The sequence below is a fragment of the Streptomyces sp. NPDC048496 genome (assembly GCF_043200055.1).
Taxonomy (GTDB): domain Bacteria; phylum Actinomycetota; class Actinomycetes; order Streptomycetales; family Streptomycetaceae; genus Streptomyces.
The window spans coordinates 49,984-63,736 of the sequence record NZ_JBICXB010000009.1; the positions used below are offsets into that span (position 1 = coordinate 49,984).

Annotated in this window: 11 protein-coding genes and 1 pseudogene; 8 read left to right on the plus strand and 4 right to left on the minus strand. The window is 68.8% G+C overall.

Going from position 1 to position 13,753, the window contains the following annotated elements; genetic code table 11:
* The first annotated feature begins 2 nt into the window (after positions 1-2).
* The 8 genes and pseudogenes from ACGFSA_RS12365 to ACGFSA_RS12400 all read left to right on the plus strand — a co-directional run.
* Positions 3-2,954: a M14 family zinc carboxypeptidase gene (locus ACGFSA_RS12365; RefSeq protein WP_393303271.1), complete on the plus strand. Its 2,952-nt coding sequence runs from the start codon at positions 3-5 to the stop codon at positions 2,952-2,954.
* Between the two features lie 188 nt (positions 2,955-3,142).
* On the plus strand, positions 3,143-4,147 hold the full coding sequence (gap, locus tag ACGFSA_RS12370) for a type I glyceraldehyde-3-phosphate dehydrogenase (RefSeq protein ID WP_393303273.1): 1,005 nt from the start codon (positions 3,143-3,145) through the stop codon (positions 4,145-4,147).
* 108 nt (positions 4,148-4,255) lie between these two features.
* A complete protein-coding gene (locus ACGFSA_RS12375) occupies positions 4,256-5,467 on the plus strand; it encodes a phosphoglycerate kinase (protein ID WP_393303275.1) in 1,212 nt (403 codons plus the stop codon).
* A 6-nt stretch (positions 5,468-5,473) separates the two neighbouring features.
* Positions 5,474-6,250 (plus strand): triose-phosphate isomerase, encoded by a 777-nt coding sequence (gene tpiA / locus ACGFSA_RS12380; RefSeq protein WP_393303277.1) that lies wholly within the window; start codon positions 5,474-5,476, stop codon positions 6,248-6,250.
* Between the two features lie 116 nt (positions 6,251-6,366).
* Positions 6,367-6,603: a preprotein translocase subunit SecG gene (secG, locus tag ACGFSA_RS12385; protein WP_078839980.1), complete on the plus strand. Its 237-nt coding sequence runs from the start codon at positions 6,367-6,369 to the stop codon at positions 6,601-6,603.
* 109 nt (positions 6,604-6,712) lie between these two features.
* The gene (locus ACGFSA_RS12390) at positions 6,713-7,048 is read left to right on the plus strand and encodes an RNA polymerase-binding protein RbpA (RefSeq protein ID WP_078839979.1); all 336 of its coding nucleotides are present in this window, start codon (positions 6,713-6,715) and stop codon (positions 7,046-7,048) included.
* A 155-nt stretch (positions 7,049-7,203) separates the two neighbouring features.
* Positions 7,204-8,856, plus strand: coding sequence for a glucose-6-phosphate isomerase (gene pgi / locus ACGFSA_RS12395; protein ID WP_393303280.1), 1,653 nt, complete (start codon positions 7,204-7,206; stop codon positions 8,854-8,856).
* 4 nt (positions 8,857-8,860) lie between these two features.
* Positions 8,861-9,078: pseudogene (locus tag ACGFSA_RS12400) on the plus strand (PH domain-containing protein); the annotation flags it as partial.
* Between the two features lie 192 nt (positions 9,079-9,270).
* Here ACGFSA_RS12400 and pgl read toward each other — a convergent pair.
* The 4 genes from pgl to tal are packed head-to-tail and all read right to left on the minus strand — an operon-like array spanning position 9,271 to position 13,743.
* Complete coding sequence (gene pgl, locus ACGFSA_RS12405) at positions 9,271-10,053, minus strand: 6-phosphogluconolactonase (protein WP_393303282.1); 783 nt, start codon at positions 10,051-10,053, stop codon at positions 9,271-9,273.
* Positions 10,050-11,090: a glucose-6-phosphate dehydrogenase assembly protein OpcA gene (gene opcA, locus ACGFSA_RS12410; RefSeq protein WP_393303284.1), complete on the minus strand. Its 1,041-nt coding sequence runs from the start codon at positions 11,088-11,090 to the stop codon at positions 10,050-10,052. Before opcA ends, pgl begins: the two co-directional genes overlap by 4 nt.
* The gene (zwf, locus tag ACGFSA_RS12415; RefSeq protein WP_393303286.1) at positions 11,087-12,619 is read right to left on the minus strand and encodes a glucose-6-phosphate dehydrogenase; all 1,533 of its coding nucleotides are present in this window, start codon (positions 12,617-12,619) and stop codon (positions 11,087-11,089) included. Before zwf ends, opcA begins: the two co-directional genes overlap by 4 nt.
* A 5-nt stretch (positions 12,620-12,624) precedes the next feature.
* On the minus strand, positions 12,625-13,743 hold the full coding sequence (tal, locus tag ACGFSA_RS12420) for a transaldolase (protein WP_393303288.1): 1,119 nt from the start codon (positions 13,741-13,743) through the stop codon (positions 12,625-12,627).
* Positions 13,744-13,753 lie beyond the last annotated feature (10 nt).

Sequence of the window (13,753 nt, forward strand, 5' to 3'; positions counted from 1 at the left end):
TTATGAGACGCAGGGCGAGATCGATGCTCGCAGCGGCTTCACTGCTGATAGCGGGTCTGGCGGCGGCACCCGTCGCCCAGGCGCAGGACGGACAGGCATCCAACGCGGGCGCCGACGCCGTGAAGGTCTACAACGCCGATGTCACCAAGGAGCAGATCCCGCTGCTCCTCGCGGCCGGCCAGGACGCACACGAACTGGGCGAGCGCGCGCCGGACAAGGGCACCGCGAAGGTCGAGCTCTTCCTCACCGACGCCGAGGCGGCCGGTCTGAAGGCGAAGGGCGTCGAACTCACCGAGCGCAAGGTCTCGGCTCGGACGCAGCGAGGGCTGGCCGCCGCTGGGGACGGCGTCTTCCGCCCGTACAGCGGCAAGGGCAACATCCAGGAAGAGATCATCGCGACCGGAAAGGCCCACCCGGGCCTCACCAAGGTCATCTCGATCGGCAAGACGCTCCAGGGCCAGGACATCCTCGCCCTCAAGCTCACCAAGGGCGCCAAGACCTCCGGGGACGGCTCCAAGCCCGCGGTGCTGTACATGTCCAACCAGCACGCCCGCGAGTGGATCACGCCCGAGATGACCCGGCGGCTGATGCACTACTACCTCGACAACTACGGCAAGGACCCGCGGATCACCAAGATCGTGGACTCCACCGAGCTGTGGTTCGTGCTCTCCGCCAACCCGGACGGCTACGACTTCACCCACAACCCCGACGGCGATCGGCTGTGGCGCAAGAACATGCGCGACAACAACGGCGACGGCGCCTACACCGCCACCGACGGCGTCGACCTCAACCGTAACTTCGCCTACAAGTGGGGCTACGACAACGAGGGTTCGTCCGCCAACCCGGCGAGTCAGACCTTCCGCGGCGCGGGCCCGAACTCCGAGCCGGAGACCGTCGCCCTGGACCGCTTCGAGAAGCGGATCGGCTTCGAGTACGGCATCAACTACCACTCCGCCGCCGAGCTGCTCCTCTACGGCGTGGGATGGCAGGTCGCCACCCCGACCCCCGACGACGTCCTGTACAAGGCCCTCGCCGGTACGCCCGAGAACTCCGCCGTCCCCGGCTACTACCCGCAGGTCTCCTCCGAGCTCTACACCACCAACGGCGAGGCCGACGGACACGCGGCGAATGTCAACGGGATGATGATGTTCACCCCGGAGATGACCACCTGCCAGACGGCTTCCGCCATCGACCCCGATGACGCCTGGCGCGCCGAGGACTGCCAGTCCGGGTTCAACTTCCCGGACGACGAGAAGCTGATCCAGCAGGAGTTCGCCAAGAACATCCCGTTCGCCCTCTCGGTCGCCGAGACCGCCGCCCACCCCGACCAGCCCTCCTCCTCGGTCGGCCTGACCGCCCCCGACTTCACCCCCGACACCTTTACCACCTCCTACGCCCGCGGCGGCGACCAGGAGATCTCCGTCGTGGCCCGCAAGTCGCTGCGCGACAAGGAGCTGAACTACCGCGTCAACGGAGGCCGCACGCACAAGGAGGACCTCGAAGCCTGGAAGGGCGGCAAGTTCTACGGCGGCAAGGACAACCTCCACTTCGACGACTACCGGGCCGAGGTCGAGGACGCGGAACCGGGTGACCGGGTCGAGGTCTGGTTCACCGGCCGCACGAAGGGCGGCCAGCGCACCTCCAGCGAGCCCTTCACCTACACCGTCGCCGAGCGCGCCAAGGCGAACACCCTGGTGATCGCCGAGGAGGGTGCCGCCGCCCAGAACGCCCAGCTGTACGCCGACGCCCTGAAGGCCAACGGCCGCAGCGCGGTCGTCTGGGACGTCGCCACCCAGGGTGTACCGCACCCGCTCGGAGCCCTCAGCCACTTCTCCACCGTCGTGCACTACGCCGGAACCAGGACGCCCGGCGGACCCACGCAGATGGCGCTCCGTGACTTCCTCAACGGAGGCGGCAAGCTGATCGAGGCCGGCACCCGGGCCGGTGGCAACGTCCAGATCGGCCGGGCCGTGACGGACGACTTCAGCCAGTACTACCTGGGGGCGTACGGCCGTACGAACGCCAACGGCGCCACCGGGTTCAACGGCAGCGGAGTCCTCGCCGGCGCCACCGGCGGACTCGGCGGCAGCGCCGGCGGTCAGCTGAATGCGGCCGGCGCGTACACGGTCACCTCGGACAGCCTGCCCGCGACGGAGTTCCCGCAGTTCAAGAGCGCCGAGGCAGGCCGGTACGCCGGAGTCGTCAATCCGTACGCCCCCTACGCCGGCCAGTGGATGGCCGCCGCCACGCACACCGACAACGACTGGAAGCGGCTGACCCGTACCGTCGATCTGACGGGAGTCAGCGCGGCCGACAAGCCCGAGCTGCGCTTCGCGGTCAACTGGAACACCGAGCCCGGCTACGACCACGCCGTGCTGGAGGCGCACACCACCGGGGCCGAGGACTGGACCACGCTGCCCGAGGCCGGCGGTGCCACCAGGACCGCGGTGCCCGAGGAGTGCGACGCCGGGTACTTCATCAACGGCCACCCGTTCCTTCGGCACTACCTGACCCTCACCGCGGCCGGCTGCGTGGCCAACGGCACCAGCGGAGCCTGGAACAGCTTCACCGGCTCCTCCGCCGGCTGGAAGCAGGTCGCCTTCGACCTCAGCGGATACGCGGGTAAGAAGGTCGAACTGTCCCTGAGCTACATCACCGACCCCGGCTCCGGCGGCCGCGGTGTGTTCGCGGACAACGTCGCCCTGTTCGTCGGAGGGACGGAGAAGGAGTCCGAGGGCTTCGAGACCTCCCTCGGCGCCTGGACCGTGCAGGGCGCGCCGGCCGGCAGCCCGGCCGTCGACGGAGACTGGGCCCGCGCGGGTGAGCTCTTCAAGTCGTACGCGTCGGTCGCCACCCGCGACACCGTGCTGCTGGGCTTCGGGCTCGAGCACCTCGTGAACCCGGACGAGCGCACGCGGCTCGTCGGAAAGGCACTCGCCGCCCTGCGTCGTTGACGCCGAGCAGCCACAGGATTGCGGCGGTCCGTGCCCCTAACCGGGGGGTACGGGCCGCCGCGCCGTGTATACGGCCGCTTGATGTCATGCCTGGGCATTGGGGGAGGTAGGGTCGTAGGCGGTCGGGGACATCCCTATACAACACGCCGGCGTCGAAAACCGGCGTACCTAACGAGGAGATCGGTTTCGTGACGATCCGCGTAGGCATCAACGGCTTTGGCCGCATCGGTCGTAACTACTTCCGCGCGCTGCTGGAGCAGGGTGCGGACATCGAGATCGTGGCTGTCAACGACCTGGGTGACACTGCGACCACGGCGCACCTTCTGAAGTACGACACCATTCTGGGTCGTCTGAAGGCCGAGGTCGGCCACACCGCCGACAGCATCACCGTCGACGGCCACACCATCAAGGTGCTCTCCGAGCGCAACCCGGCCGATATTCCCTGGGGTGAGCTGGGCGTCGACATCGTCGTCGAGTCGACCGGCATCTTCACCAAGAAGGCCGACGCCGAGAAGCACATCGCCGGTGGTGCCAAGAAGGTCCTCATCTCGGCTCCGGCCAAGGGCGAGGACATCACCATCGTGATGGGTGTCAACGAGGACAAGTACGACGCGGCCAACCACCACGTCATCTCCAACGCCTCCTGCACCACCAACTGTGTTGCGCCGATGGCCAAGGTTTTGGACGAGAACTTCGGCATTGTCAAGGGCCTCATGACGACGGTTCACGCGTACACGAACGACCAGCGCATCCTGGACTTCCCGCACTCCGACCTGCGCCGCGCCCGCGCCGCCGCAGAGAACATCATCCCGACCACGACCGGTGCCGCCAAGGCCACCGCTCTGGTGCTCCCTCAGCTCAAGGGCAAGCTCGACGGCATCGCGATGCGCGTTCCGGTCCCGACCGGCTCGGTCACCGACCTGGTCATCACGCTGGAGCGCGAGGTCACCCGCGACGAGGTCAACGCCGCCTTCCAGAAGGCCGCCGAAGGCCCGCTCAAGGGCAAGCTCGTCTACACCCAGGACCCGATCGTGTCCTCGGACATCGTCTCGGACCCGGCGTCCTGCACCTTCGACTCCCTGCTGACCATGGCAGAGGGCACGCAGGTCAAGGTCATCGGCTGGTACGACAATGAGTGGGGCTACTCCAACCGCCTCGTCGACCTGACCGTGTTCGTCGGCAGCCAGCTCTGACCGTCGAATCGGCAGGCACCTCGATGTGAGCACGGGGCTCGGACAGCGCAACGCAGCGCCGTTCGAGCCCCGTTGCATGCTCTCCCGCCCTCCAAGGAGTCCAGCAAGATGAAGACGATCGACCAACTTCTCACCGAAGGGGTCACCGGCAAGCGCGTATTCGTCCGCGCCGACCTCAATGTGCCGCTGAGCGGCACCACCATCACCGACGACGGCCGCATCCGCGCCGTCGCGCCGACCGTGGAGAAGCTCGCCGCGGCCGGTGCGAAGGTCGTCGTCGCCTCGCACCTGGGCCGCCCCAAGGGCGCCCCGGACCCGGCCTTCTCCCTGGCCCCCGCCGCCGCCCGGCTCGGCGAGCTGATCGGCGCCGACGTCGCCTTCGCGACCGACACGGTCGGCGAGTCCGCCCGCGGCACGGTCGCAGCCCTCGCCGACGGCCGGGTCGCCGTCATCGAGAACCTCCGCTTCAACCCCGGCGAGACGTCGAAGGACGACGCCGAGCGCGGAGCGTTCGCCGACCAGCTCGCCGAGCTCGCCGATGTGTACGTGGGCGACGGCTTCGGAGCCGTCCACCGCAAGCACGCCTCGGTCTTCGACCTCCCGGCCCGGCTGCCGCACGCCGCGGGCGACCTGATCGCCACCGAGGTCGGTGTCCTGAAGAAGCTCACCGAGGACGTCGCGCGTCCGTACGCCGTCGTGCTCGGCGGCTCCAAGGTCTCCGACAAGCTCGGCGTCATCGACCACCTCCTGGAGCGGGCCGACCGCATCCTCATCGGCGGTGGCATGGCGTACACCTTCCTCAAGGCCCAGGGCCACGAGGTCGGCAGCTCCCTCCTGCAGGAGGACCAGATCCCGGCGGTGCTGGAGTATCTGAAGCGCGCCGAGGAGAAGGGCGTGGAGTTCGTGCTCCCCGTCGACGTCGTGGTCTCCGAGCAGTTCCCGGACCTCAGGACCAAGGCGCCGACCCAGCACAGCACCGTGCCCGCGCACGCCATCCCGGCCGGCGTGATGGGTCTGGACAACGGACCCGAGACCAACAAGCTGTACGCCTCGAAGCTCGCCGACGCCGTCACCGTCTTCTGGAACGGCCCGATGGGCGTCTTCGAGCACCCCGACTACGCCGAGGGCACCCGGGCGGTCGCCCAGGCCCTCGTCGACTCATCGGGCTTCAGTGTCGTCGGCGGTGGCGACTCCGCCGCTGCCGTCCGCATCCTGGGCTTCGACGAGAACGCATTCGGCCACATCTCGACCGGTGGCGGCGCCAGCCTCGAATACCTCGAGGGCAAGACGCTTCCCGGCCTTGCCGCACTGGAGGACTGACCTTTCATGAGCACCCGTACCCCGCTGATGGCGGGCAACTGGAAGATGAACCTCAACCACCTGGAGGCCATCGCACACGTCCAGAAGCTCGCCTTCGCCCTGGCCGACAAGGACTACGACGCCGTCGAGGTCGCCGTCCTGCCACCCTTCACCGACCTGCGCTCGGTGCAGACGCTGGTCGACGGCGACAAACTGAAGATCAAGTACGGCGCCCAGGACGTCTCGGCGCACGACTCCGGCGCGTACACCGGTGAGATCTCCGGCTCCATGCTCGCCAAGCTGAAGTGCACCTATGTCGCGGTCGGCCACAGCGAGCGCCGCCAGTACCACGGCGAGAACGACGAGATCTGCAACGCCAAGGTGAAGGCCGCGTACCGGTACGGCATGACTCCGATCCTCTGCGTCGGTGAGGGCCTGGACGTCCGCAAGGCCGGTGACCAGGTCGCGTACACCCTCGCGCAGCTCGACGGCGGCCTGAAGGACATCCCGGCCGAGCAGGCCGAGTCGATCGTGATCGCCTACGAGCCGGTCTGGGCCATCGGTACCGGTGAGGTCGCCACGCCCGAGGACGCGCAGGAGGTCTGCGGTGCGATCCGCCGCCGGCTCGCCGAGCTGTACTCGCAGGAGCTGGCCGACGCCGTCCGTATCCAGTACGGCGGCTCGGTGAAGTCCGGGAACGTCGCGGCGATCATGGCGCAGCCCGACGTGGACGGCGCCCTGATCGGCGGCGCCGCACTGGATGCCGACGAGTTCGTCAAGATCGTCCGCTTCCGCGACCAGTGAGTATGCGGTAGCGCCGATCCGTCGTACCCTTGCGGGGGCCGTGGGGGGCATTGTCCTCCCGGCCCCCGTTGTCCGTTAGAGCAGTCCAAGGGAATTCCGGAAAGTAGGGACCAGCCGTGGTTATGGGGTTCTCGATCGCCCTGATCGTCTTCAGCCTGCTGCTGATGCTGCTGGTGCTGATGCACAAGGGAAAGGGCGGCGGCCTCTCCGACATGTTCGGTGGCGGTATGCAGTCGTCCGTCGGTGGCTCCTCGGTCGCCGAGCGAAACCTCGACCGGATCACCGTGGTGGTCGGTCTGGGATGGTTCGCATGCATTGTCGTGCTCGGTCTGCTGATGAAGCTGGACAACTGACCCGGCGTCCGCGATTCCCGGTGAGGGTGTAACTCCTTTCACTGGACGCGCGTTGGGCCTTACGTAGACTGGGGCATCTTCGAGCACCATCACGCAGGGAGTTACGACCGTGGCAAGTGGCAACGCGATCCGGGGAAGCCGGGTCGGAGCGGGGCCGATGGGTGAGGCCGAGCGGGGCGAGTCCGCGCCGCGTCTCCGCATCTCCTTCTGGTGCTCGAACGGGCACGAGACGCAGCCGAGCTTCGCCAGTGACGCGCAGACACCGGACACTTGGGACTGCCCGCGCTGTGGCTTCCCGGCCGGTCAGGACCGGGACAACCCGCCGGACCCGCCGCGCACCGAACCGTACAAGACGCACCTCGCGTACGTACGTGAGCGTCGCAGCGATGCGGACGGCGAGGCCATCCTCGCCGAGGCCCTGGCCAAACTCCGGGGCGAAATCTAGTTCTTGTTCACCGGCCGGTCACCCCATGGGTGCCCGGCCGGAGTGCATGTGTCGGCGCCGCGGCTCTCCGTCGCCTCGTCAACCCCTCTGATCAATTAAGTTGGAGGGGCAGCGGGGCATGTGGACGTACGAGAAGAAGTGGGCTGATATCCGGGATGAACGCACGAAGCCGAACCAAGCTGAATCAGACGCCCGAGTGGACCGCTCTCGGCAAGCACCGCGAGCAGTTCGGGCAGACGCATCTGCGGCAGCTGTTCGCCGATGATCCGGAGCGCGGGGCCGGATATACCCTCCGGGTCGGCGATCTGTATCTCGACTACTCCAAGCACCTGGTCACCGACGAGACGCTCCGACTGCTGCGCGAGCTCGCCGACGCCACCGGAGTCGCCGAGCTGCGTGACGCCATGTTCCGCGGCGAGAAGATCAATACCACCGAGGACCGCGCCGTCCTGCACACCGCGCTGCGCGCCCCGCGCGACGCCGTGATCGAGGTCGACGGCGAGAACGTGGTGCCCGCCGTGCACGCCGTGCTCGACAGGATGGCGGCTTTCGCCGACCGCATCAGGTCGGGGGAGTGGACCGGCCACACCGGCAAGCCGATCAAGAACATCGTCAACATCGGCATCGGCGGCTCCGACCTCGGCCCCGCCATGGCGTACGAGGTGCTGCGCTCCTTCACGGACCGCTCGCTCACCGTCCGCTTCGTGTCGAACGTCGACGGCGCCGACCTGCACGAGGCCGTTCGCGACCTCGACCCCGCCGAGACCCTGTTCATCGTCGCGTCGAAGACCTTCACCACGATCGAGACGATCACCAACGCCACCTCCGCCCGCAACTGGCTGCTGACCGGCCTTCGGGCCGATCAGGACGCGGTCGCCAAGCACTTCGTGGCGCTCTCGACCAACGCCGGGAAGGTCGCGGACTTCGGCATCGACACCGCCAACATGTTCGAGTTCTGGGACTGGGTCGGCGGCCGCTACTCGTACGACTCGGCCATCGGTCTCTCGCTGATGATCGCCATCGGACCGGACCGGTTCCGCGAGATGCTCGACGGCTTCCACCTCGTCGACGAACACTTCCGCACCGCCCCGGCGAAGGACAACGCCCCTCTGCTGCTCGGCCTGCTGGGCATCTGGTACGGCGCGTTCTTCGACGCCCAGTCGCATGCCGTGCTGCCGTACAGCCACTATCTGTCCAAGTTCACCGCCTACTTGCAGCAGCTGGACATGGAGTCCAACGGCAAGTCCGTGGACCGGGACGGCAGTCCGGTCGAGTGGCAGACCGGACCGGTCGTCTGGGGCACGCCCGGCACCAACGGGCAGCACGCCTACTACCAGTTGATCCACCAGGGCACCAAGGTCATCCCGGCCGACTTCATCGGCTTCGCCGAGCCGGTCGCCGACCTGCTGCCCGGGCTCGTCGCCCAGCACGATCTGCTGATGGCCAACTTCTTCGCCCAGACCCAGGCGCTGGCCTTCGGCAGGACGCCGGACGAGGTCCGCGCGGAGGGCGTCGCCGAGGAGCTGGTGCCGCACAAGACCTTCCGGGGCAACCACCCCACGACGACGATCCTCGCGGACCGGCTGACGCCGTCCGTCCTCGGCCAGCTCATCGCGCTGTACGAGCACAAGGTCTTCGTCCAGGGCGCCGTCTGGAACATCGACTCCTTCGACCAGTGGGGCGTCGAGCTCGGCAAGGTTCTCGCCAGGAAGATCGAGCCGGTGCTGACCGAGGGCACAGGGGGCGAGCAGCTGGACAGCTCGACCGCCGCCCTCGTCGCCGCGTACCGCACGCGGCGGGGCCGCTGATCCGATGACCTCGGGGGGGAGGACGGTGCGGCTCCGGCCGCCGAACAACACGCGGGACCCGAGGCCGTCGGCTGGTGGCGGACCCGGTGGCTGCTGCTGACCGCGGCGCCGGTGGCCGTCCTGGCCGTGCTGGGCACACTCATCGCGCCCGCCCGGTTCTGGCTGCTGCTGCCCGCCGTGGTCCTCGCGGTCCTCGGTGCGGCCTGCGCCGTCCTCTTCCCCCCGCTGGCGGTACCGCAGCACCCACCACGCTCGGCCTGGCCGGACGGCTCGGCCTCGCAGCCGCCGTCGACGCGGACGTACCCGTGGCACGGCCCCGGCTCGGCGGATCGCTCCCACAGGTGCCGGACACAGACAGGCCCGGCCCGCTCCTGGGAGCGGGCCGGGCCTGTTGTCGGCCACGCTGACGACCACTCAGGGAGAGGCCGGCGGATACAGCGCGCGCGGCAGCTGCGAGGCCGCCGCCGAGTCCAGCAGCCACAGCGTGCGGCTGCGTCCGTACGCGCCCGCCGCCGGGGCCTGGATCTCCCCGGCGCCCGACAGTGCGATGGCCGCGGCCTCCGCCTTGTCCTCGCCCGCCGCGAGCAGCCACACCTCGCGCGCGGCCCGGATCGCGGGCAGCGTCAGCGAGATGCGGGTGGGCGGCGGCTTGGGAGCGCCGTGCACACCGACGACGGTGCGCTCGGTCTCCCGTACCGCGGGCAGCTCCGGGAAGAGCGACGCGACATGCGTGTCCGGGCCCACGCCCAGCAGCAGCACATCGAACGTCGGGACCGGGCCGTGGTCCTCCGGACGGGCCGCGGTGGCCAGTTCGGCGGCGTACGTGGCCGCGGCCGTGTCGGCGTCATTGCCGCAGGGACCGTCCGAAGCGGGCATCGCGTGGACCCGGGACGGGTCAAGCGGCACCGAGTCCAGCAGGGCCTCACGGGCCTGCGTGACATTGCGCTCCGGATCGCCGTCCGGCAGAAACCGCTCGTCGCCCCACCACAGGTCGAGCCGCGACCAGTCGATCGCGTCCCGGGCGGGCGCGGCGGCGAGCGCGGCCAGCAGGCCGTTGCCGTTGCGCCCACCGGTGAGGACCACCGAGGCGCAGCCGCGGGCGGCCTGGGCGTCCACGATCTTCGTGATCAGCCGGGCCGCGGCGGCCTGCGCCATCAGCTCCTTGTCGCGGTGCACGACAAGTTGAGGGACACTCACTTCGCTGCCGCCCTCTTCGCCGCGGTCTTCTTCGCCGCGGTCTTCTTCGCCGCGGTCGGGGTGGCGGCGGGCTCGGACGCCTTCGCTGCGGCGGGCTCGTCGGCCTTCGGTGCGCCGGCCAGATTCTCCACACCGAACTTCACCGTGGCCTCGTAGGTGTTGTCCGGGTCCAGACGGCGCAGCTCCTCGGCGAGCAGCTCGGCGGTCTCCCGCCGCTTGAGCGCCACCGCACGGTTCGGCTGTCCCTCCATGGAGAGCGTGGCCAGCGAACCGTCCGGGCGGTCCAGGACGATGGTGCCGTCCTTGGTCTCCATCCGTACGGCCGTCAGACCGGGACCGGCGGACAGCGTGCGCCGCACCGGTACCTTGAGCCGGTCCGCGAGCCACATGGCGAGCAGCTCGCAGCTGGGGTTCTCCGACTCGCCCTCGACCGTCGCCGACAGCACCTCGACCGGCTTCTGGTCGAGCGCGGCCGCCAGCATCGAGCGCCACGGGGTGATGCGGGTCCAGGACAGATCCGTGTCGCCCGGGGTGTACGACCGGGCGCGCAGCTCGAGTTCGGCGCTCGGCGCCTCCGCCGAGTAGGCGTCCGTGATCCGGCGCTGGGCGAGCGCGCCCAGCGGGTCCTTCGCCGGGTCGGACGGCGCGTCCTCGGGCCACCACAGCACGACCGGGGCGTCCGGCAGCAGCAGCGGCAGGACCACCGACTGGGCGTGGTTGGCCAGTTCACCGTGGAGGCGCAGGACGATGGTCTCGCCGGAGCCCGAGTCGGAACCGACCCGTACCTCGGCGTCGAGCCGCGCGTCGCGCCGGCTGCGCGGCGAGCGGCTGACCCGCTTGATCACCGCGATGATCCGCGAGGGGTGCTCGCGGGAGGAATCGCTCGCCGCCTTGAGGGCGTCGTACGCGTTCTCCTCGTCGGTGACGATGACCAGGGTCAGCACCATGCCGATGGCCGGCGTGCCGACGGCACGCCGAGCCGACACCAGCGCCTGGTTGATCTTGCTGGAGGTGGTTTCCGTGAGATCGATCTTCATGGCCGACGCCAGCTCCGTCCGTCTCGTGCGAGCATCTCGTCCGCCTCTGCCGGACCCCAGGTGCCCGCCTGGTACTGCGCGGGCTTGCCGTGCTTGTCCCAGTACTCCTCGATCGGGTCGAGGATGTTCCAGGAGAGCTCGACCTCCTGGTGGCGGGGGAAGAGGTTGGCGTCGCCCAGCAGCACATCGAGGATGAGCCGCTCGTACGCCTCCGGGCTGGACTCGGTGAAGGACTCGCCGTAGGCGAAGTCCATCGTGACGTCCCGGACCTCCATGGAGGTGCCGGGCACCTTGGAGCCGAACCGCACGGTCACGCCCTCGTCCGGCTGGACCCGGATGACCAGCGCGTTGCCGCCCAGTTCCTCCGTGGCCCCCGACTCGAACGGCAGGTACGGGGCGCGCTTGAAGACGACCGCGATCTCCGTGACCCGGCGGCCGAGCCGCTTTCCGGTACGGAGGTAGAACGGCACCCCCGCCCAGCGGCGGTTGTTGATCGTCAGCTTGATCGCGGCGAAGGTGTCGGTCTTCGACTTGGGGTCGATGCCGTCCTCCTCCAGATAGCCGAGGACCTCTTCGCCGCCCTGCCAGGCGTGGGCGTACTGGCCGCGCACGGTGTGCTTGCCCAGGTCCTCCGGCAGTTCGACCGCCGTGAGCACCTTGAGCTTCTCGGCGACCAGGGCCTTCGGGTGGAAGGAGCCGGGCTCCTCCATCGCGGTCAGCGCCAGCAGCTGCAGCAGGTGGTTCTGGATGACGTCACGGGCGGCGCCGATGCCGTCGTAGTAGCCGGCCCGGCCGCCGATGCCGATGTCCTCGGCCATCGTGATCTGGACGTGGTCGACGTAGCTCCGGTTCCAGATCGGCTCGAACATCGTGTTGGCGAACCGCAGCGCCAGGATGTTCTGGACCGTCTCCTTGCCCAGGTAGTGGTCGATCCGGAAGACCTCATTGGGCGGGAACACGTCGTGCACGATCTGGTTGAGATCCTGCGCACTGGTGAGGTCGTGACCGAACGGCTTCTCGATGACGGCGCGCCGCCAGGAACCCTCCGTCTGGTCCGCCAGTCCGTGCTTCTTCAGCTGCTGGACGACCTTCGGGAAGAACTTCGGTGGCACGGACAGGTAGAAGGCGAAGTTGCCGCCCGTGCCCTGTTCCTTGTCGAGCTCCTCGATGGTGGCCTTCAGGGTTTCGAAGGCCTCGTCGTCGTCGAAGTTGCCCTGGACGAAGCGCATCCCCTGGATGAGCTGCTGCCAGACCTCCTCACGGAACGGCGTGCGGGCGTGCTGCTTGACGGCGTCGTGGACCTCTTGGGCGAAGTCCTCGTCCTGCCACTCGCGGCGCGCGAAGCCGACGAGCGAGAAGCCCGGTGGCAGCAGGCCGCGGTTGGCCAGGTCATAGACAGCGGGCATCAGCTTTTTACGGGACAAATCGCCCGTGACGCCAAAGATGACCAGACCCGACGGCCCCGCGATACGCGGGAGCCGGCGGTCCTGGGCGTCACGGAGCGGGTTGGCTCCGGGAACACCAGACAATGTGGTCAGCCCTCCGAAGGAGCGAGACGCTTGAGCTCCGCCTCGGTGGAGTTGAGCAGATCGATCCAGGACGCCTCGAACTTCTCGACGCCCTCGTCCTCGAGGAGCTGCACGACGTCGTCGTAGGAGATCCCGAGCTTCGCGACGGCGTCGAGCTCGGCCCTCGCCTGCTCGTAGGTGCCGGCGACGGTGTTGCCGGTGACCTGCCCGTGGTCGGCCGTGGCCTCCAGGGTTGCCTCGGGCATGGTGTTCACCGTGCCGGGGGCGACCAGGTCGACGACGTACAGCGTGTCCTTGTACGCGGGGTCCTTGACACCGGTGGAGGCCCACAGCGGACGCTGCTTGTTGGCCTGCGCCTTGTCCAGAGCCGCCCAGCGGTCGGAGGAGAAGACCTCCTCGTACGCCTGGTACGCCAGCCGGGCGTTGGCGAGCGCCGCCTTGCCCTTCAGCGCCTTGGCCTCGTCGGTGCCGATCGTGTCGAGCCGCTTGTCGATCTCGGAGTCCACACGGGACACGAAGAACGACGCCACCGAGTGGATCCTGGAGAGGTCCAGGCCTGCGGCCTGCGCCTTCTCCAGGCCGGCCAGGTAGGCGTTCATGACCTCGCGGTAGCGCTCCAGCGAGAAGATCAGCGTGACATTGACGCTGATGCCCTTGCCGATGACCTCGGTGATCGCCGGCAGACCGGCCTTCGTCGCCGGGATCTTGATGAGCGTGTTCGGCCGGTCGACCAGCCAGGCCAGCTGCTTGGCCTCGGCGATCGTGGCGTGGGTGTGGTGTGCCAGACGCGGGTCGACCTCGATGGAGACCCGGCCGTCCCGGCCGCCCGTGGCGTCGAAGACCGGGCGCAGGATGTCGGCGGCGTCGCGGACGTCCGCCGTCGTGATCATGCGGATGGCCTCGTCGACCGTGACCTTGCGGGTCGCCAGGTCGGTGAGCTGCTGCTCGTAACCGTCTCCGTGCGAGATCGCCTTCTGGAAGATGGACGGGTTGGTGGTGACGCCCACGACGTGCTGCTGGTCGATCAGCTCGGCGAGGTTGCCGGAGGTGATCCGCTTGCGCGACAGGTCATCGAGCCAGATCGCCACGCCCTCGTCGGAGAGGCGCTTGAGTGCGTCTGTCATGAGAATTGCA

Coding starts and splice junctions, on each gene's coding strand:
- ACGFSA_RS12365 (WP_393303271.1), top strand. CDS start 3: ATGAGACGCAGGGCGAGATCGATGCTCGCAGCGGCTTCACTGCTGATA.
- ACGFSA_RS12375 (WP_393303275.1), top strand. CDS start 4,256: ATGAAGACGATCGACCAACTTCTCACCGAAGGGGTCACCGGCAAGCGC.
- tpiA (WP_393303277.1), top strand. CDS start 5,474: ATGAGCACCCGTACCCCGCTGATGGCGGGCAACTGGAAGATGAACCTC.
- pgi (WP_393303280.1), top strand. CDS start 7,204: ATGAACGCACGAAGCCGAACCAAGCTGAATCAGACGCCCGAGTGGACC.
- opcA (WP_393303284.1), bottom strand. CDS start 11,090: ATGAAGATCGATCTCACGGAAACCACCTCCAGCAAGATCAACCAGGCG.
- tal (WP_393303288.1), bottom strand. CDS start 13,743: ATGACAGACGCACTCAAGCGCCTCTCCGACGAGGGCGTGGCGATCTGG.